Origin of the sequence: Teredinibacter haidensis (assembly GCF_014211975.1) — a bacterium.
GTDB lineage: Bacteria > Pseudomonadota > Gammaproteobacteria > Pseudomonadales > Cellvibrionaceae > Teredinibacter > Teredinibacter haidensis.
In genome coordinates, this window is sequence record NZ_CP060084.1 from 2,823,899 (window position 1) to 2,844,459 (window position 20,561).

At 47.6% G+C, this 20,561-nt stretch carries 19 protein-coding genes and 1 riboswitch; of the genes, 8 read left to right on the top strand and 11 right to left on the bottom strand.

Annotated elements, in window-relative coordinates:
• Positions 1–76 precede the first annotated feature (76 nt).
• Positions 77–1,750 carry an MFS transporter gene (locus tag H5715_RS11145; RefSeq protein WP_083608223.1) on the bottom strand — a complete coding sequence of 558 codons (1,674 nt, stop codon included), beginning with the start codon at positions 1,748–1,750 and terminating at the stop codon, positions 77–79.
• A 329-nt stretch (positions 1,751–2,079) separates the two neighbouring features.
• Here H5715_RS11145 and narL point away from each other — a divergent pair, with 329 nt between their 5' ends.
• Positions 2,080–2,721 (top strand): two-component system response regulator NarL, encoded by a 642-nt coding sequence (narL, locus tag H5715_RS11150; RefSeq protein WP_075187624.1) that lies wholly within the window; start codon positions 2,080–2,082, stop codon positions 2,719–2,721.
• An 8-nt stretch (positions 2,722–2,729) separates the two neighbouring features.
• Entirely contained in the window at positions 2,730–3,962 is a 1,233-nt protein-coding gene (gene moeA / locus H5715_RS11155; protein WP_075187853.1) for a molybdopterin molybdotransferase MoeA, read from the top strand.
• Here moeA and H5715_RS11160 read toward each other — a convergent pair.
• Together H5715_RS11160 and H5715_RS11165 are read right to left on the bottom strand one after the other, a co-directional pair.
• The gene (locus H5715_RS11160; RefSeq protein ID WP_246434513.1) at positions 3,950–5,695 is read right to left on the bottom strand and encodes a bifunctional protein-serine/threonine kinase/phosphatase; all 1,746 of its coding nucleotides are present in this window, start codon (positions 5,693–5,695) and stop codon (positions 3,950–3,952) included. The genes moeA and H5715_RS11160 overlap by 13 nt on opposite strands.
• Positions 5,696–5,763: 68 nt before the next feature.
• A complete protein-coding gene (locus tag H5715_RS11165) occupies positions 5,764–5,991 on the bottom strand; it encodes a hypothetical protein (RefSeq protein ID WP_075187626.1) in 228 nt (75 codons plus the stop codon).
• Between the two features lie 552 nt (positions 5,992–6,543).
• On the opposite strand from H5715_RS11165, the gene H5715_RS11170 reads away from it, so the two are divergent.
• Entirely contained in the window at positions 6,544–7,821 is a 1,278-nt protein-coding gene (locus tag H5715_RS11170) for an MFS transporter (protein WP_075187627.1), read from the top strand.
• A gap of 584 nt (positions 7,822–8,405) precedes the next feature.
• Complete coding sequence (locus H5715_RS11175) at positions 8,406–9,602, top strand: alginate export family protein (RefSeq protein ID WP_075187628.1); 1,197 nt, start codon at positions 8,406–8,408, stop codon at positions 9,600–9,602.
• A 51-nt stretch (positions 9,603–9,653) separates the two neighbouring features.
• On the opposite strand, the gene H5715_RS11180 is transcribed toward H5715_RS11175, so the two are convergent.
• The 3 genes from H5715_RS11180 to H5715_RS11190 are packed head-to-tail and all read right to left on the bottom strand — an operon-like array spanning position 9,654 to position 13,171.
• Positions 9,654–10,823, bottom strand: coding sequence for an ABC transporter permease (locus H5715_RS11180; RefSeq protein ID WP_083608224.1), 1,170 nt, complete (start codon positions 10,821–10,823; stop codon positions 9,654–9,656).
• Positions 10,823–11,584: an ABC transporter ATP-binding protein gene (locus tag H5715_RS11185; protein ID WP_075187630.1), complete on the bottom strand. Its 762-nt coding sequence runs from the start codon at positions 11,582–11,584 to the stop codon at positions 10,823–10,825. Before H5715_RS11185 ends, H5715_RS11180 begins: the two co-directional genes overlap by 1 nt.
• Positions 11,585–11,593: 9 nt before the next feature.
• Entirely contained in the window at positions 11,594–13,171 is a 1,578-nt protein-coding gene (locus tag H5715_RS11190; RefSeq protein ID WP_075187631.1) for an alpha/beta hydrolase, read from the bottom strand.
• 125 nt (positions 13,172–13,296) lie between these two features.
• Positions 13,297–13,465: riboswitch (molybdenum cofactor riboswitch) on the top strand.
• Here H5715_RS11190 and moaA point away from each other — a divergent pair.
• Positions 13,456–14,442 (top strand): GTP 3',8-cyclase MoaA, encoded by a 987-nt coding sequence (gene moaA / locus H5715_RS11195; RefSeq protein WP_075187632.1) that lies wholly within the window; start codon positions 13,456–13,458, stop codon positions 14,440–14,442. Its footprint overlaps the riboswitch before it by 10 nt.
• Before the next feature lie 18 nt (positions 14,443–14,460).
• On the top strand, positions 14,461–15,006 hold the full coding sequence (gene moaB / locus H5715_RS11200) for a molybdenum cofactor biosynthesis protein B (protein ID WP_075187633.1): 546 nt from the start codon (positions 14,461–14,463) through the stop codon (positions 15,004–15,006).
• Here moaB and H5715_RS11205 read toward each other — a convergent pair.
• From H5715_RS11205 to pomA, 5 genes are all read right to left on the bottom strand, one after another.
• Positions 15,003–15,575: an HNH endonuclease gene (locus H5715_RS11205; protein ID WP_075187854.1), complete on the bottom strand. Its 573-nt coding sequence runs from the start codon at positions 15,573–15,575 to the stop codon at positions 15,003–15,005. The genes moaB and H5715_RS11205 overlap by 4 nt on opposite strands.
• A 142-nt stretch (positions 15,576–15,717) precedes the next feature.
• The gene (locus H5715_RS11210; RefSeq protein WP_139309917.1) at positions 15,718–16,011 is read right to left on the bottom strand and encodes a hypothetical protein; all 294 of its coding nucleotides are present in this window, start codon (positions 16,009–16,011) and stop codon (positions 15,718–15,720) included.
• A gap of 741 nt (positions 16,012–16,752) precedes the next feature.
• Positions 16,753–17,337, bottom strand: a complete 585-nt coding sequence (locus H5715_RS11215) for a PilZ domain-containing protein (protein WP_075187634.1) — start codon at positions 17,335–17,337, stop codon at positions 16,753–16,755.
• Entirely contained in the window at positions 17,337–18,323 is a 987-nt protein-coding gene (locus tag H5715_RS11220; protein ID WP_246434515.1) for a flagellar motor protein MotB, read from the bottom strand. The genes H5715_RS11215 and H5715_RS11220 overlap by 1 nt, the downstream gene beginning before the upstream one ends.
• Before the next feature lie 18 nt (positions 18,324–18,341).
• The gene (gene pomA / locus H5715_RS11225) at positions 18,342–19,103 is read right to left on the bottom strand and encodes a flagellar motor protein PomA (RefSeq protein ID WP_075187636.1); all 762 of its coding nucleotides are present in this window, start codon (positions 19,101–19,103) and stop codon (positions 18,342–18,344) included.
• Between the two features lie 283 nt (positions 19,104–19,386).
• Between pomA and H5715_RS11230 the strand changes: the two genes are divergently transcribed.
• Positions 19,387–19,635 (top strand): exodeoxyribonuclease VII small subunit, encoded by a 249-nt coding sequence (locus H5715_RS11230; RefSeq protein ID WP_075187855.1) that lies wholly within the window; start codon positions 19,387–19,389, stop codon positions 19,633–19,635.
• Positions 19,636–19,637: 2 nt separating this feature from the next.
• Positions 19,638–20,540, top strand: coding sequence for a polyprenyl synthetase family protein (locus H5715_RS11235; protein WP_246434517.1), 903 nt, complete (start codon positions 19,638–19,640; stop codon positions 20,538–20,540).
• The last annotated feature ends 21 nt before the right edge of the window (positions 20,541–20,561 follow it).

The following is a 20,561-nucleotide window of genomic DNA, read 5'->3' on the forward strand; positions in this document are numbered from 1 at the left end:
AGAGTTTGTTCCCGTGTAAGAGAGCCCGCTTACGCGGGCCAGAGAGGATCAACAATACGTGTCGAGAGCCTTTTGATCATGGATTGTAAAACTCACCATCTTTACGCAGGTAGAACCACCAATTCACGAACACGCACACCGCATAGAAGGCGGCAAATCCAAACAGCGCAACTTCTGGTGTTGTGGCTTTAATTTGTTCTCCCAGGACTTTAGGAATGTAGAAAGCACCGTAGGCCGCAACAGCGGAAGTCCAACCAAGTACTGGGCCCGCCTGCTCTTTCGGAAAGACCATTGCGATGGTTCGGAACGTGGAACCATTGCCGATACCGGTTGCGGCAAATAGAAGTAAGAAAAGTATAAAGAAAGGCATAAAGAATTCTTCGGGTGTAGCCGAACCATAAGCGGCTTTCATGGAGTATGCGACCCCGATAGAGCAAGCCACCATCAAGACAGAACACACCTGCGTTACTAAAGCACCACCGACCTTGTCCGCGACCCATCCACCTAACGGACGAATAAGTGCACCAATAAAAGGACCCATCCAGGCATACATTAGAGCGCTGGGTCCATTTACATTGACGGTATCGTGCGTCATCACACCATCAACCAGTAAATGCTGATACCCAAAAATAACTTTAATGGAAAGAGGGAATGACGCCGCGAAGCCAATAAACGAACCAAAGGTCATTGTGTAGATTACACTCATTACCCAGGTATGCTTGTTGTTAAATATTTGATACTGGCGACTAAGCGTACTTTTTATTTGGCCGGGAATTTGTTTGAGAAAAAAAACTGTAGAGGCTATAACCAGCACCAGCACAATTTCCTTAGGCACACCAAAACCAGAACCGTTGGCCGACTCGGGCAGCATTAACCACAAGCCGAATGCCGCCGTAATAAAGCCCACCAACAACATGCCGCTAATTAAACCAAAACCGAGTATAGGATTGGGGATGTCGGGTGAGACATCACTGGAACGAAGGTTATTCATTCCAAACCAGCCTAGAATGGCCAGAGGCACGAGAAAAATCAACCACACAAAACCGGCATTTTGAATCCAAGTTTCCGATCCCGCTGGGATTTTTCCAATCAGCGTACCAGAGGTATTTTGTAACTCCATTGAACCCCCTCCCAGTGCGCCGAACAGGCCGAAAGTCATCACTAGCGGAACGAGGATCTGCATGCTCGTCACACCGAAGTTACCTAAACCTGCATTTAAGCCAAGGGCTAAGCCCTGTTGCTTTTTCGGAAAGAAGAAACTGATATTGGACATGGATGAGGCGAAGTTACCGCCACCAAAACCTGAAAGCAACGCCAAAACCTGGAACACCCACAACGGCGTATTTTGATCGCGCAGGGCCAAACCAGCACCTAGAGCCGGTATCATCAACAGCGCGGTTGTAAAAAAAATCGTATTGCGGCCACCCGTTAGTCTAATAAAGAAACTGCTGGGGATACGTAACGTTGCGCCGGTTAAACCGGCAATAGCCATTAACGTAAATAGTTCGGATTTTGCGAAGGGGAAGCCTAGGTTAAGCATTTGTACTGTAATAATTCCCCAGTACAGCCACACGGCAAATCCACACAGTAGGCTTGGGATTGAAATCCATAAATTGCGCATCGCGACTTTTTTTCCCGTCGACGCCCAAAATTCGGGATTTTCTGGATCCCACTCATAAATATCAGCGCCACTTTTTTTCAGCTCTTCCGCGGTCGAACCGGCAGCACCTTCGTTTGTATTTTCAACCATATTGTATCTCCCATACCGAATAGCAGCGGCAATAACAAATTGACTATCGCACTATGAAAAAAATTGCTGGAGCAAACAACCATCGCTATGGGGTAGAAATAATTTTAAAAAATCAAAAAGTACTACCTACAAAGAGATAGTCGATGCCGAAAACACTGAGTCTACTCACCAGAACATAAGCTGAAAGTAGGTATTTTCCGTAAAACCGAGGTAAAAACACCGACATTGATGAATGACCTAAATCAAATTCCCGGTGGGGCACAGCGCCAAACTTCGTTATACTTGCCCCTATTCTGTTTCTCGGCTCTTCCTATAATAAAGGTGCTTCTATGCCCCACTCTGCTGCCACCGTTCTACTCGTCGACGATCACCCCCTGCTGAGAAAAGGGTTAATTCAGCTAATTGAATTTGAAGATGATCTGGTCGTTATCGGCGAAGCCAGCAATGGAAAAGACGCCATTGATATTGCAGTAGAAAAGGAACCTGATTTAATTGTACTGGACCTAAATATGCAGGGCATGGACGGCCTGGAAACTCTGCGAGCGCTCCGTGAAGCGGAAGTTAGCTCGCGTATTATTATGCTGACCGTGTCCGACAACGACGAAGATGTTGTCAGCGCCATTACCCATGGCGCCGATGGCTACCTGCTAAAAGATATGGACCCCGAGCAAATTCTGGCAAACCTCAAAGAAGCCGCACTGGGCAAAATGGTCATTAGCCAGAAACTAACCCATATTCTTGCCGGTGCTATCCGTGGCGAGGGCAGTGACCGCCCGAACCTGCTGGCCAAACTTACCAGCCGCGAACACGAAATTTTAAAGTACATTGCCAAAGGCCTAAGCAATAAACTTATCGCCCGTGAATTGGATATTTCCGATGGCACGGTTAAAGTTCACGTTAAACACATCCTAAAAAAATTGAATTTGCGCTCGCGCGTTGAAGCGGCAGTTTGGATGGTTAACCACAAATGAGAAATGCTATGAGTTGCTGTGATGTACCGGGACTGTTACCGCTAGTACAGGCTTTGGAAATGCTAAAACAGTCTTCGGTTTGTCAATTAAAAACTGAAACCCTTGCGCTTACCAATGCCCTCGACTGCATACTGGCCGACAATATTGTGTCTCCTCACCACATTCCCAACTATAACAATTCTGCCATGGACGGTTACGCCTGCCATTACGAAAGCTGGGATAGCAGCCGACCATTAAAACAGGTTGGCCGAGCCCTTGCCGGCGCAGCCTACGAGGGTGAAATTAATCCGGGTGAATGCATCCGTATTATGACCGGTGCGAAAGTTCCCGATAGCTGTAACTGCGTTATTATGCAGGAAAACACCCACGTTGATGGCGATAATATTACGGTTACACAGTCTGTACATTCTGGCGATAATATTCGTCTAGCCGGGAATGATGTTAAAAAAGATAGCCTCATCATTTCCGCAGGTAAATGCCTGGGCCCAATTGACATCGGCATGCTGGCAACGTTGGGGTTCGCCAGTGTTGAGGTTTACCGAAAACTTCGCGTCGCTATATTTTCCACTGGAGATGAAATTACACCCCTGGGTGAGCCTTTAAAAGAGGGCTTTGTATACGACAGTAACCGCTATCTTATAAACGCTGCGCTTCAACGACTAAAAGTTGATATTATCGATTATGGTGTGCTACCCGATGACCCGGAGGTTATTGAGCGCACTTTTATTGATGCCGCCAATAGCTGTGATGCCATTATTTCTACCGGTGGTGTTTCCGTAGGCGAGGCCGATTTCACCCGCGATATTCTGCTCAAACTAGGGGAAATCACTTTTTACAAACTGGCTATGAAGCCGGGCAAACCTTTTGCTTTTGGCTCCATTAATAATGCTTGCTTCTTTGGGTTGCCTGGCAACCCTGTATCGGCTGCCGTCACTTTTCATCAGCTGGCGTTACCGGCGCTGCGAGCGATGGCGGGCGAACAGATATGTACGCAGCAAGAGCTAATAATAAAAACCGATAGTCGCCTGAAGAAAAGGCCTGGACGGGTTGATTTTCAGCGCGGGCTCCTGTGCACAAATGACACGGGAGAAATACAAGTAACCACAGCAGGCACACAGAGTTCGGGAGCGCTATCCTCTATGCTGGAGGCAGACTGCTACATTAAGCTCGAACCAGAGCGCGGAAACGTTGAAGCTGGTGAAACCGTGACGGTTATCCCCTTTGATCGTTATTTTGCCTGACTGAATAAATACATAAACAGCAATAGGGTAAAAAACCAGAAGCCAGACAGCAGCTTCCAAAACATCAGGCTGCTGGCCTGCTTTTCTTCTACAGGGTCGGGCTTTAAAAATTCTGGATTTGGCTGTGTTAGATCTTTCATCAACGCACCGATATGGCTGTAGCGATTTTCCAAAGAGAAATCCACACCTTTTTTTAACGCACCGTCAAACCACAGAGGAATAACCGGGTTAAATCGGGCTGCATCCCGGTAGCGCAAACGATCATAATCAAACGCCGTGCGGCACTCCTCCACTTCGTGCCCGTAGGGTAAGTGCCCAGTAAAAATCTCATAAACAACCGTCGCCAGTGCGTAGACATCCCCTTTTATGCCCGGATTTTTCCCCATTAAATATAGCGGGTCGGAATAACTCGCTGTACCGAGTGCACCCAGGTGTTCCAGTGGTCGTTGCAGCTCTGCCAAACCAGCCACATACACCGAACCAAAATCAACAATTATGGCTCTTTCATCTTCGGTGATTAAGACATTGGCCGGACGTAAATCTTGGTGAATAGCTTCGTTACTGTGAAAGGCATGCAAACCCGCCGCAATTTGTTTAACGATAGCAATGGCATGCTTGGGACTGGGAGGTTGATGCTCTTCTATCCATTTATTCAGGCCACGCCCTTCCACATACTCCATTAAATAGTAGAGGCAACTTTTGACTCGGCTGGGTTTGACAACCTTGACTACGTTCTCGTTATCTATACGGCTGCCGATCCACTCCTCCTGAATAAAACGATCAATATAACTGATATCGCCCTCGTAATTACGCGATGGCGTTTTCATCGCATAGACAGCACCACTTTGCTCATCCTCTACTAGGTACAACTGACTGCGCACAGAGGCGAAAAGTGTTTTCTTCACTTCAAATCCATCGATTTTCATACCCACCGACAGCTCTGGAGGAAACGGCAGGCGCGTCAGTTTTACGCTATAGTCATCCAAACTTTCTTCCGGCAAGTTTTCGATTTTGGCAACCACCGCACTAATATTATCGTCACTATTATGCTCGTAGGCTGCATCTACAAGTTTTTGGCTCAATTCCTCTGCGGAGCCTTCAGATGATAAAATTTCTGTGATTTTTTCTATACTTAGAAAATCGTGAACACCATCACTGGTCAGTAAAAGGCGGTCACCGTCTTGCACTGGTTGTCGACCATAATCAATATTTAATCGGCTATCCATCCCCACCGCTCGAGCCAGAATTGCACGGTTGCGCTCGATAAATACCGTATGATCTTTAGTCAGTTGATTCAGCGCCCACCCACCTTCCTCATCTTTGTAGAGGTGGTAAATACGACTGTCACCAACATGGGAGAAGTGAGCGGTACGGCTCTTAACAATAATCGAACTGAAGGTAGTGAGATAGCCCTTGCCTTCAGTAACAAACTCGTGGCTTTTTCGGTAAAGCTTAAGGTTGAGTGTTGTGAGTATTTTTTCGCCCGCATGGCCTACAGACCAGGTTTCAGGCGTTTTGTAATAGTCTTCAATAAAGCATGCGACAGCCGTTTGGCTCGCTTCACGTCCGGCTTCCGCCGAGGAAACACCATCGGCAACGACAAGCGCAACCCCCTTATTTTGCAATAGAAACTCATCGTCAGGTAACCGTAACCCGGCGCAGTCTTCATTAATGGGTTTACGGCCTGCAATCGAACACCAAGCCGCATCCACAGTGAGTAGTGAAGAAGTCACACGATTATCCAACATCTATCATTTGTACCGTACCATCAGGCATGACCGCTGAAATCGGCCCTCGGGGCTCATCCAGCATCATGGCAATAGAGAAAACCACCAGAGCTGAGGCTGCCAATCACATTAAAGAAGGTACTGTAATCGACAAAGCTTAAACCCGTAAGGTAGATTGCTGCGCCAACATTGCCGTAAGCTTCAGTTATACCGGCAATCTGGCCCGTCATTCTACGCTTGATTAGCAGCACAATGGCAAATACCGCACCGTCCCCCGCCAGCACAGAGAAAGAGCGGTTCATGGTTGCGATAACGACCAAAGCGATCCACTAGGTGGGGGTAATCTAGCTCAGCGCAAAATGTCCGGCAGCCAGACCAGCGATTAAAACAATTAGCGCTTTAACTCCTAGGCTGGTCATATGGAAGGCTTTTCACATAGCCCCGTACCGGGGCATGATTAAATCAAACGACAAATGCTAAGAAAACGCAAAGCAAGTAATATGCTAATTTTTGGATTGCTGACGCTCAGCGAGTTACTTTTGCTTTCAGCCTGCAGAAACCTTCTACAAACACGAAATAATTGGCGGCAGTTTGGCTTCCACGCCAGGAGCTCGATTTGACCTGAATCAACAGCAATTCACACAAAAAAGCGTGTTTGTAATTCTGCTCTCACCTTCTACTCCCTTTAGGCAAGGATAAAAACACTTAAAAGCTTTGCCGCTAAGAGCAGGCTACCCATAAAGAGGTATGCCGATACACCCTCTTTTTTTCACACCAACTTCTATGGGGCATAATACTTAACAGACATGGTTCATTTGTTACATTGCTCAAGGCAAACAGGACACCCAAAAAACATGCAAAACACCGTAATATTTCAAGGCGCAAACCGCGCTTTAACAATGGCGACTATCGCATTTGGAGCTAATTTCTCAGTATGGGTGCTATATGCTGTTTTGGCTCTGGAGCTCCAGCACACCCTCACGCTATCGGCACTGGACCTCGGTTTATTGTTTGCCTCCCCAATGCTAACTGGTGCTGTTTTACGTATTCCGGCGGGTATCCTCGCCGACCGCTATAACCCTAAATACCTGTACACCCTACAAATGCTCGCAGTGGTTCCCTCGCTGCTAATTCTGCCGCATTTGGAGACTTTGACAGGCTATATGGTACTCGGCTTGTGGATTGGTATTAGTGGTACGTCCTTTACTTTCGGCATCAGTTACGTGACCGACTGGTTTGAGCGCCATAAGCAAGGCACTGCGATGGGAATATTTGGTGTAGGTAATGCCGGCGCTGCAATAACCCTGGCAGCGGCGCCCTATATTGTTGAGCGTATGGGTTGGGTAAATATCGGCCCCCTTTACGCAGCCGGATTACTTATTACCGCTCTGTTGTTCTTTTGGCTGGCACCCAGCCGTCCCCGCCAATCAGAGCACGTCAGTTACAACAACGACCAGATGCCCCTGCGAAAAATACTCGGTACCCTCCAGATTTGGCGCTTCAGCCTCTATTACTACTTTGTCTTCGGAAGCTTTCTCGCGCTTATTCTCTGGCTGCCTCAGTACTACACGAACGCTTATGGCCTTACCGCCAAGCAAGCAATGGCCTTTACACTATTTTTTGCCGCCACGTCCAGTATGGTTCGCGCCCTCGGAGGTTGGTTTGCAGACCGATACGGCGGCCGATCAGTTAACTGGACAGTGTTCTGGGTTTGCCTGGTATGCCTGTTCTTCCTCAGCTACCCCCCCACCAGCATGACCATTCACGGTGTTCACAACGATGTACTAATCAATATAGAAATTAACGTGTGGGTTTTCAGCGCGCTTATTTTTGTTATTGGCATTGCCCAAGGATTTGGTCGCGCCAGCGTCTACAAAATCATTAACGATTATTACCCCCAACAAATGGGAGCAGTAGGTGGATTTGTCGCAGCAATAGGTGCACTTGGGGGCAGTACACTTCCAATAGCTTTCGGCCTGGTGGTAGACGGTGTTGGTATTTACAGCGCCTGCTTCATGCTGCTGTACGGCGTATTAGCGGTATGCATGATTGCCATGTTCTTTGCTCAAAAAACAGACCGTTTTAAACGGCGTCTTCATTTAGCGAAAACTCACAACTTTTTAAACGATTGAGCGTACTAAGCCCTTCGCGCGCGGCCCTCTTAATGATCGCACATGGGGTTTAAGCACATATATGGTGCTATAGATTAATGCTCAACGGCAAGGTCACGCACCAGGATCTAATCTTTGCGCCCCAATACGAATCACGTGCCAGCTTTTAAATATGAGGGGAACAGCTTTACATCAATAGTAGAAATCGTATTCCATCGCTCAGGGAAAACTCTCTTTACACAAACGCCCCCAACCTAAAATATTTCAAAAAACAAATAAGCTATTGATTAAAAAGGATTTTTTAGCTACCCCTCTCGGTCAAAAACACACAACATCTAAAACGTAGTAGAGAAAAAACCCAAAATAAAAACAACTCACTAATTCTATTTAGTTCAAAACAGGTACGCATTATGCACTACAGAAAAGTGCTTATAGTGAGCAAACATAAATACGCGCTTGTAGAATCCGCGTGCGACGCCCGCACTAAAATCAGTCACCTATTTTGAGTTCTGATTTTATCGAGCGTCTTTTGGGGAAAGCTCAATCAAACACAACGTACCGTTATTGTATTAATCAATACCTTGGCCAAATTTGAGGAACCGTGAATGAAAACATCTCTAAAACTTTTCGCAACTACTGCAATTGCCTCAGCTTTTGCAACTCCCGCAATTGCTAGCGAATCCGCTTTAGATACACTTATCAGCGAAAGTAAAACTAACGTAAACTTTCGTTATCGTTACGAAGGTGTCAGTCAAGACGGCATTGACGAAGATGCCGTGGCAAACACTCTACGCTCTCGCCTGACATTTACCTCTGGCACGGTAAATAATATTTCATTCAAACTTGAAATGGATGATTCGCGCCCTATCTCTTCCGCAGATTACAACAGTGCTGTCAACGGAAACACTGAGTATCCTGTCGTTGCCGACCCAAAGGGCACCGATCTAAACCAAGCCTATGTACAGTATAAGAAAGACAGCTTCGCTGCCATAGCTGGTCGGCAGCGTATTTTACTGGACGATCAACGCTTTGTCGGTGGTGTAGGCTGGCGACAAAACGAACAAACTTACGATGGTCTCAGCTTCAAATATTCCAGCGACGCTTTTACCGGGAGCTACAGCTACGTAAATAATGTAAATCGTATTTTCGGACCAAATGGATCAAGTGCTCAAGCTGCAGACTGGCGCGGCGATGTGCATCTCGTAAACGGTACTTATAGTATCAACAAAGAACACAAGTTAACGGGTTTCATCTATTCAATGGACTTTGATAACGCAGCCAGCGCATCTAACGACACCTTCGGTGTACGCTATGTTGGAAATTTCGGTATCACAAAATTAACAGCCAGTTATGCCTCGCAATCTGAGGCCGGTGACAACCCAGCATCTTATACCGCAGATTATTTTCTAGCCGATGCTGCCGTAAAATTATCGAAACTTTCCTTAAATGCCGGTTATGAAGTTCTGGGAAGCGATGAGGGCAATAAAGGTTTTATTACACCGCTGGCAACATTGCACAAATGGCAAGGTTGGTCCGATAAATTCCTCGGCACACCGGCTTCGGGCATCAAAGATATCTACGCAGGCGTCAGCGGTAAGGCCGGCCCCGTAAAGTTAAGCCTGACCTACCACGATTTCACATCTGATTACGGAAGCATTGATTTAGGCAGTGAAATTGACGCAGTCGCAGTCTACCCCATCAATAAGAATGTTAAAACTGTGCTGAAGTACGCCAACTACAGTGCCGACAGCCACGCAACCGATACATCCAAAGTATGGTTTATGGTACAGCTCTCGCTTTAAGGTTCCTCAGGAATTGGGTCCCTGAAGTGGGGCCCTATTTATTCAATATCATCAGGTCGACAATATTCTTTCCTGCCTATACAACCAAATCGCCAACAGCAACAAAAGAACAGAAAAACTCAAGGTCCCCCCCACAGAAGCTACAACGTGTTCGGGCAACAGGGTTTCGTTCTTAACAGTTTTGTCAATCAGGGTGTACTGGCTGTAAAACGGTATCAGCATGGTCGAAAAGCTGTTTTTAATGTCCATAAACTGCCCTATCAACATAGGCACCATCGGAATAAGGTAAAGCAGACTGATATAGGTTTGCGCTTCCTTCGCACTCTTGGTGTAAGCCGCGGTTGCCGTTAGTAAGCTGGTAATTAAAAAACTGCAGGGAATCGCCAGTAGAAACGCGGAGGCCAGTGCTGAGGCATCGACATTTAAAAACATCGACAACTCATCAAAAGGCAGAAACTGGAACAGTATATAGAGACTAATAGAGGACAATAATCCTGATAAAAATACGAAGCTAAAAATTGCTGCGTATTTCCCCATTACAATCGTTCTTCGGCTAATAGGCAAGGCCAGCAAAGGTTCCAGAGAGTTGCGTTCCCGCTCCCCTGCCGTAATATCCACAGCAAGGTAAAACCCTCCGGTCATCATCGTAAACACAATAATAAAATACATAAAAAATCCGAAGATCATACCACTCAGTCCTTCGCTGGAAAGATCCTCTTCCACAATTTGTATCACTTGCGTTAATTGATGGTCGACACCTCGCGCACGCAAACGCCAGTAGTTGAGCTGGCCACTATAAGCGTGAATCACCTGCTTCAGGTGTCGGCCAGCTTTCTCAGATTTTTTGTTGGAATGGTTAAGGTAAAGATAAAGGGGGCCAGGCAAACCTTCGCGCATTTTCTCACCGTACAACGGCGTTACTTCTAACACCGCATCGAGCTCGCCTTCACGAATTTTATGCCGGTAATCTTCCGGTGCGGCTTGCGCGACCAAGTTGTGCTTTTTTAAATACTCAATTAAGTTCGGCGCGTACTCGCTACCCGCCACGTAAACGGTTGTATCTGCGTCGTAGTCAATAAAACCGGTTTTCGCTCCCAGCAACATCGGCCCGACAATCATCAAGGGCATAATAATGGGCCCGTAAACAATGGCAAAGAAAAACGCTCGCTTGTCACGGAGATTATCTTTTATTTCTTTTAGAGCAACAATTAACCACTGCATCAAAATTCTTCCTCCAGCTGCTCGCCAATCGCCACCACAAATGCATCTTCCAAATCATTCTGACCGGTCCGCTCGCGAATACCCGTGAGGCTATCGGACATTGCGACAACCCCGTCAGAAATAATTGCAATCTGATCACAGAGCGCAGCAACTTCCTGCATAATATGGCTGGAAAAAATAATACAATGTCCTTCGTCCCGCAAACGCCGAATAATTCTCCTCAAACTTCGTGTGGCCATAACATCTAGGCCATTTGTGGGTTCATCCAACATTAAGGTTTTCGGTTGGTGAACAAGCGCTCTGGCCAGCCCCACCTTGGTTCTTTGCCCCTGGGAAAAACCATCCGCTCTGCGATCAGCAAAATCCTGCATATCCAGCAGTTCAATTAATTCATTAATTCGTGTACGGGATTCCATTTTCCCCAGCCCGGTAATATCCGCATAGTATTGAATATTTTCTCTACCAGAAAGGCGCGGGTAAATGCCCGAATTGTGAGGAAGAAAACCGATATTTCCCCTAACACTCTCCGCCTGCAGTGCAATATCGCAACCATCGATAATCGCTGAACCACCGTCCGCTTTGATAAGCGTGGCAAGTATACGCAAGGTTGTAGACTTGCCTGCGCCGTTCGGACCAAGCAGGCCGGTAATACGGCCATTTTCGGCCTTAAAGCTGACATCGGAAACCGCTTGAATCCATTCAGCCTTACGCCCGGAACCTTTTTTCCTGAAGGCTTTGCGCAGGTTGTGGGCTTCTATCATTTCATTTTCCTATGGCGAAGGGCCGTTGAAGTCGATAAAGAAAGGCGTGGGGGTATATCGCTTAACACATTCGGCATTGAGCTCCTTAACGGAAGCCTTATCGACAAATTTCGCCATCAACGTGGGAATACAACCTTTCGACGCAAGCCCGTGCCCCAAGCCCTGCGCCACGATATGCAGACTGTTAGATAAATGTTCTGAGGCTAGGTCTGCGAATGCTGGAGGTGTGATGGGATCGGCCGAGCCCGACAATAGCAGTACAGGTTTTTCCGATTTAACCGGCTTTTTGAATTCTTCATCCACGGGCCCAGAAGGCCAGGTTTTACACAATTCATAAAACAGCTCTACCTCCCCATCACCGATGTAGGTGGCCGCAATCTGCTCCCTGTCGATATCTTCCTCGCGCAGGTAGGGTTGATCTTCGGAACAAATCACAGAGCTGTGCATCCCCAAGCTAATCATCGAACCCATTTGCTGGGTAAACAGTTGGGCATTTCGAGCCAAAGGAATAAAATTATTGTTCGCATAGGCTTCACGCAAAATCAGCGGCACCAGAGCAACCGAATCTTGAGAGTAAAGAGAGAAACGAATAAACGCGATAAGATGCCCATGGGTCAATTGAAAGCTTTCACGTTCACCAGTACTAATGCTGTCCAGTGTAATATCTTTAGGCTTGCCTTTTAGTTGCTCCAACAATTTATCGACGCCTTCCCTTAGGCCTGGAAAATGTTGCTTACACTCATCCGCGTGCTCACACCGCTCAGTCATCTGCCGCAAAGCGCGCTCGCTTTCCAAAACAATATTGGGCCCTAGAGACAGCTGCGGGTGAACCACTGCATCGAGAATAACCGTGCGCAGGGATTGCTCATGACGCCGCAAATAATGTTGAGCAACACGGGAACCATAGGACGCACCATAAATATTCCATTGTTCCAGCCCCAATGCTTGCCTGATATTTTCATAATCCCGAACGGCAACACTGGTTGTGTATTGGGAAGGATCGGCCGCGAGCTGCTCCAGACACTCTCGGTAAAACGGCACTAGTGTTTCTGTCACATCGCCGTCTGAACCCATCGCCCACGCCTGTTCAGGCATATTTGGGCAATTCAAACGATGGGATTTGCCTGTTCCACGCTGGTCAATAATATAGATATCTCTCTGCTGCAGAATTTTGTCGAAACCCTGTCCCTGGAACAGGTAGGATTCGCTAGCTGCAGCCCCTGGCCCTCCGGCAATGGGTACAAAGGCATCGACATGGGCCTTCTTGCCCGTCGCTTTTATGCGCGCAACAAACAGTTTTATGTGGCGCCCCTGCGGGTCACTGTAATTTTCGGGTACCTGTAACGAACCGCACTCTACATTTCGATACGTCGCCTGCAGCGGGTGAGAAACTCGACATTCGGTGAACGTGATTTCCCCTACTTGAGAACTCACATTGGGATGGGTGTAGACAATGTGCTCAAACACGGGCCAGTTCGGCTTGTCATTGTCAACTGTCTTTTCCAGGCTAATAGTATGGGCTTTTACAGAAACCAGTAGGGAAAGAATAGCGACAAAATGCGATAAATAGCAGTAATCCCGTGCCATACAACCTCAGTAAATGTATCCATATTTAGCCGGTGAGTATAAAGGCCCCCCTACCCAGCGTCCACAGCACAGGTATATCTACCCCTATTGGTGTATTGGCAAAAAGTTGCTTTCAGCGCACAATAGCACCTACTTATAGCCGAAGCTTCCCACTCTAAACCAACGGTATGGCAAGGTTGAGAAGCCGCAATACTCCAGCTCGGTACTACACAGTACCTCAGTGGATGTATAGCCGGGTTGCAGAAGAAATTGTGCAGCCTCCCGAAATTTGGAAAGGCACTCTTATGACCCAATACCACCAATTAACTGACAGCTACCAGCGTCAGTTTACTTACCTACGCTTATCCGTTACGGATCAGTGTAACTTTCGTTGCAACTACTGTTTGCCCGATGGCTACTGTTCGGACACAGCTGAGCCTTACCTACAATTAGATGAAATTCAAAAAATTGTAGGAGCCTTTGCTATTAACGGTACAAAAAAAATTCGTATCACCGGCGGTGAGCCAACCCTACGTAAAGATATTGCAGAGATTATTCACCTCTGTAAATCGACACCCGGCATTGACACCGTCGCGCTCACCTCCAACGGCTATAAAATTACTCAGTTACTACCGCGGTTAGTTGAAGCCGGATTGGATCAGTTAAATTTAAGTGCCGATAGCCTGCAAGCGGAAAACTTTCATTTAATAACCGGCCACAATAAATTACAGGAAGTTTTAAACGGTATAGAACAGGCTGTAGCGCTAGGAATTAAGAAAGTCAAACTCAACGCGGTTCTTATGCGCGAGTTTAACCACCATGAGTTGCAATCGTTTATTGCCTATGTTCGTGAGCGTCCGATCTCTTTGCGGTTTATCGAATTAATGGAGACGGGCGACAACAAAGATTTCTTCCAACAGCAGCATTTTAGTGGTGCGGAAATTCAACAACACCTTGAAACAAATGGCTGGCTGCAAGTCTTGCGGGAACCGCATGCGGGCCCAGCAGTAGAATATACTCACCCCGACTATTCCGGTAATATCGGCTTGATCATGCCCTATAGCAAGCATTTCTGTGCGAGCTGTAATCGCTTAAGAATATCGTCTCACGGTAATATGCACCTGTGCTTATTCGCTGAAGAACACCACAAGTTGCGGCCGTATTTACAATCGGAAAGCAGCGACCAACTTGCAGCTCGCCTTCGCGATCTATTGACGGTAAAGAAAGAAAGTCATGACCTTCACCAAGGCAACAGCGGCTCGACCCGTCACCTGGCAATGCTGGGCGGTTAATCAATTAAGGTTTGAATTATGGGAAAACTTGTTACTCAACATCTGATACCACTGAACATTGCCGTATTGACAGTATCCGATACCCGCAATGAGGATACCGACACCTCAGGCCAAAGCCTTATCAACGCACTGACTGATTTCGGCCACACGCTTTGTGACAAAAAAATTGTGGTCGATGATATTTATAAAATACGCGCTGCGGCATCAGCCTGGATTGCAGATGAAGATACACATGTAATCCTTATTACCGGCGGTACCGGCTTTACCTCTCGCGACAGCACGCCAGAGGCGATTACACCTCTGCTGGATAAAACGGTAGAGGGCTTTGGTGAGTTATTCCGCCAGATATCACTGGAGCAAATCGGCACATCGACAATTCAATCCCGCGCCTTAGCGGGATTGGCAAATGGTACCGTTATTTTCTGCGTACCCGGCAGTACCAATGCCTGTAAAACAGCCTGGAATGAGATTATCTGCAAACAGCTGGATAGCCGTCAGGGCCCTTGTAATTTTGTTCCTCAGCTAAAAGGGATAGACATTAGCACCTGCACCACTCGCGGCTAAGCACAACACGTCAACTGGGGGCTATAACGGTAAAATTGTGGGCGTAGATACTCCATCTGATCGCCACGAATACGTTCCGTATTGATCAGCGCTAAATATTCAGAGGGGTTGGGCCGGTAAGGTAACGCCAATAATTCCATACTAATTTCAGAAAGTAGCGAGCCCCCTTTGCGCTGATTGCAGCGCTTACAGGAGGCGACAACATTCTCCCACTTATCCTTGCCTCCACGACTGGTCGGATGAACATGGTCTCGCGACAAATAAGAGAACTCAAAATACGAACCACAGTACAGGCACTGATAATTATCACGGGAAAAAAGTGCGCTATTTGATAGTGGGGGATTGCGCCGGAGAGGCGCCATGCGGCTACCCTCACAGGCAATAATCGCAGGCAACGGAATAACGGTTTGCCTTCCGGTCATTCGGGAATAGCCTCCTCGGGCTTTTTTTACCACCCCCCCCAAAGTCCAACCAATTATTCCGCGAGCATACAGACAGGCCGTTTCCTTCCAACTTAACCACTCGATGGGTTGGCCCGCCATATTTAATCGCAGTATTTTCGCTTCCATAATATTATCCAGTGATTTACAAAAATCACAGCTCAGCCATCTAAGCATAGACCAACGATAGAACCACATCGTCGATTTTAAGGAGCATAAAATCGTTAACAGGAAAATAATCGGCCGGTTAATACGTAGCCCAACTAACGCTTTAGCACCACTTTCGGTTGTAGCGAATAACACTCGGCTCGGCTCGGCCACCATAACGAAAAAACCCGCCGAGCAGCGCTGGGCGGGGGTTTTGAATTGGAGCATCATAGGCGTTGCGAAGGTAACTAAACCGTTGACTCTCCCACCTCGGTGAAGAGTAGTCGCTGGGGTAGCTCGATAGCGCCGAACCATTACGGACACCTGCCACTCGTCTGCTTAAGTACTTGAAGATAACTCTCCTCGTTCCGACCACACCGGAATCAGTACAGTGTAAACCCTTGTCAATATTGGCCATTCACTCTCTCCGGATATTACTCCATCCTAAAGAGGTGTCAAGTCGCAGAAACGCGACCCTCTTTGCATTTTTACACTCTTGGCTTGAACATACTTTGTGACAACTAAGAGACTATGTTTTAAATATTTCGTTGCCATCAAGCTGCTCTTATAGAACATTTGAATTTTACATTTCTGTAGTTACAGAAACGAGTATGGCCACTAGAGCAAGCTTCAATTAAAGCCTGTAATACAACAGCGCCCTAAAGCCAAGCAGCATTATCGTAGCTCCACACTAATGTAAAAATAGATAGCCAAGGAGATGAGCTTTCACTAAGTTTTCTTCTCTGATGATATGCACCGCAAGCACGGTCACGTGCTTTAACCACAATATAACAACATCGGCTAACAAGAATATCTATTATTAGAAATGGCAAATATAAAAGAAGTGTTTACGAGTAGGGGATGGAAACAAAATGGGATCTATAACGTAAAACGCCGCGACCTTTACGGTCGCGGCGAACTCACAGGATTTTACCCTGATTCCTTTAAGGTACTATGTGGCATCGCTCCAAGCTGTTCCCTGCCGCAGATCCATCTGCTGCGTCCTTGACAGCGTGCATTCTAAGGAATTTACCAATAAAAAACAGAGGCACATGTCGCTTTTTCTTGTGAGATATCTCCCACAAAAATAAAAACCGGGGCGAACCAACGCTCACGACCGCACTGTCTGCAGCGCTGAAGCTAGGTACAGCACCGAATATTAGTATACGACGTCACGTAAATTTTTTAACTGCGAGCCCTGCGTCCGCACAATGTGTTGTATTAGCGCTTCCTGATCCTTCTTGCTCATGCCAAAGAAGTCCAATCGCCAGTAATAGCTCTCACCATCACCATTGGGCGAACAACCAACAACCCTTCCGTTAGTCTCTATGCGTAAATTGCCCGGCGACAAAGTTATATGCATCCTCAGGCTCGAGCCTTCCTCTATTTCTTCATTGTTGACAAAGCCTATCCCACACGCTGAGATATTAGCTTCTTTCACCTTGTGGGCAATACGAGAAATGGTGTGGCTATCCATTAATAGATGGTTGACGATTCGTTCAAGCTTTTGATTGAACAGGCCTATAAGCTCTGCAACTTTTGGATTCTCGTCTTCAACCTCCGATAACAGCAGCTCTATTGTTGCATCCTGCTCTTCAGTTACGTCCAGAAGGCTTGCCATGCGCCCGCCCTCGTCGGACGCGTCTTCCTCCTGCAGAGGATCGTGGTGAGAGTGTTGCAACACCTCGTAACCAATACCCACAGTTTCATCAATACGAAAATATCGCCGCCGCTCATCGTGCATTAGAAAATCTCTTCAGGTTCCAGATCGAACAAATATTCCGGAGCAATATCCAGCTCTCGCAGTATATCGGCCCCCTCTTTATCATCTTTCAAAAGCTTCAAGTCTTCTTCTTCCAGCTCGTTTTCCAGCCCCTGTTTTACTAGAATTTCTACCCGTCGATTGCGAGCACGGTTTTCGGCTGAATCGTTAGGGGCAAGAGGAACCGTATCGGCAAAGCCCGATATTTCAAAACGTCTTTCCGCTACATCTCCACCCACCATAAGTTCATGGGCGACAGAAACAGCGCGCGAAGATGATAACTCCCAGTTAGAGCGAAAGCGACTCGTGCGAATGGGTACATCGTCGGTGTGCCCCTGGACTTCGATCTTGCCTTTTTTAAGCGCAAGTACTGCACGCACCTCCCGCATAACGTCCCTGTAGGATGGAGCCATATCAGCGGAGCCTGAAATGAAAGACCCCTTTTCTCGAATACGAATAATGATAAGTCGCCCACGGGTTTCAATCTCTACCTGCCCGGCAGCTATCTGTTCGTGCAGCGCTCCCGCCAACTCGTAAGCATCCTCTTCTGTTTGTTTTAGCAACTCTTCAAGCTGCTGCTTAACCCGCAGCTTTACTCCGGCATCATAGCCCTCATCCCCCTGTTCGATATCGAACTCCTCCACACAGTACTGCTCCATCGACATTTCAGTAATGTCCTGTGTCTTCTGCCAGATCTCATTGATGGGCGTCGGCTCTGGGCGACCGGGGCTAAACTCCTGGGCAATAATGCTGGTCCCCTTAGGGATATCCGTGACGCTCAGCTTGTTTTGCACGCCGAAAGCCTGAGCCATAGAGCCAGCCAAGCGTTTGAACTTCATTGCATCCATTTCAGAAAACGACAATAGCAGTACGAAGAAGCACATTAGCAACGACATTAAGTCAGCGAAAGTAGCAATCCAGGGCGGTAGCCCCGGTTTACATTTGCAGTCGTCCTCTTCATCGCTCATGATTCAATCACCGGAATTTTACTCTGCGCCTTCAACAACACGTTTTCCCTCGGGTAAATAGTTACGCAGCATCGAGTCGATTACTCTCGGGTTTTGCCCACCCTGAATAGCCAGCAACGCATCGATAACGAGGCTTTTGATCATCGCCTCCTCTCCAGCACGCAGTTTTAATTTATCCGAAATAGGACCACACATAGCGTTGGCTATCACCGCGCCATAAAGCGTCGTTAGCAGAGCCACAGCCATAGCCGGGCCAATTGACTTGGGGTCATCCATATTCGCCAACATGGCAACCAAACCGATGAGGGTACCAATCATCCCCATCGCAGGTGCCATTTCGGCCATGGCAGCAAAAATGGAGGAACCAATTTCATGGCGTTCGGCAGCTTTATTTTTATCAATGGATAGCAGCGTTTTTACTACGTCGGGATCATGACCATCCACGAGTAACTGAATACCCCGCTGGAGAAAATCACTGCTCACTTCTTTACCCTCCAACGAGAGCAGGCCTCCCTTTCTGGCCTCGTCCGCCAACGACACAATTTCATCAATCAATTCGTTCGGGTCGGGTAGCTTGGTCGAAAAGCTTTTTCCCGCGACACCTACTGCCCCCAGAAACTGCCCAAGCCCGTATTTCGCCATAACTGCGAAAACTGTCCCCCCCACCACGATGACCAGCGATGGACCATTGACAAACATACCCAGCTCGCCACTCATCAACATGGAAACCACAATCAGTGCCAGTGCACCAACGAGCCCCACTATCGTTGCTAAATCCACAGAGTTATCCTCTCAAGGTTATAACTAGGCACTTTATGGTCCTGCAGGCCAATCAGGTGCTTATTACTTACTTCTAGTCTAGACACAATTCGCCTAAGGAGTAGGGTTATTATCCATACTTTGTTATGAATGACCCTGCTCTTTTGTCCCATCCCAAAAGATAGTTATCGGCCTCTAACCCGATTGTTTTAATCGTACGAAACACATCAGTTGAGCATTGACCCCCCTAGCTTGCTCAGGTATGTTTGCGCCAAACACCGCAGGCTCCAGAGGCACAATTAACGTGGCGACGAAAAAAACACCGAATTTTGAGAAATCTTTAGAGGATCTAGAAACCCTAGTATCGAAGCTAGAAAGCGGCGATCTGTCACTGGAAGACTCCCTAAAAACCTTTGAGCAGGGTATTAAGCTAACCCGTAACTGCCAAACCGCGTTGCAGGAAGCAGAGCAGAAAGTAGCGATACTGTTGCAGCAGGATAACGGCGAGCACAGCAGCGAACCTTTCGAGCTGGAAAGCAAGGCCGCAGAATAGGCATGGCGGACCTACAAGCATTTATGGCGCAGCAACAGTCGCGCACATCGAAACGATTACTCGATAGTCTTTCTGGTGAGTTTATATCCCCCAATGCCACTGAAGCCGATAACCAGCTTCTAGATGCCATGCGCTACAGCCTGCTTAATGGAGGCAAGCGCATTCGCCCAGTACTAGTTACCGCCGCCGCCCACGCCCTAGCAGAACCAAACGCCGCCACCGACACCTACGCAGCAGCCATAGAATGCATTCACGCCTACAGCCTGATCCACGACGACCTTCCAGCGATGGACAACGACAAGCTGCGCAGAGGCAAACCCACCTGCCATATTGCCTTCGGTGAAGCGACGGCAATCTTGGCGGGCGATGCGCTTCAGTGCCACGCGTTCGAACTGATTACCAGTAACAATGATATCGGTTCAGCGCAGGCCATAGCGGCACTTAAAGTACTTGCCGAGGCCTCCGGTGCAAAGGGAATGGTACTGGGCCAAGCCATTGATCTGGCCTCGGTTGAAAAAGCTCTTGCCCTACAACAACTACAGCTCATGCACCACCACAAAACCGGTGCTTTGATCGAAGCGTCCGTGGTGCTGGGTGGCATTTCCGTCAATGCCAGCGATGAACAACTACGAAAGCTAAAAGTCTACGCCAAAGCCATAGGCCTGGCTTTTCAGGTTAAGGACGATATTCTGGATGTAACCGCCGATACCGCCACTCTGGGCAAGCAACAGGGCGCCGACGCGGAACGCAACAAACCCACCTATGTTTCTTTATTGGGGCTTGAAGGTGCGATAGAAAAGGCTCAAGCTCTGCGGAATGAAGCATTGGAGGCTCTCAGCCCCTTCAACCAGGGCGCCCGTTATTTACGGCAATTGGCGCACTATATTGTTGACCGGGATCACTAGCTGATACGCCGCGACTCAACC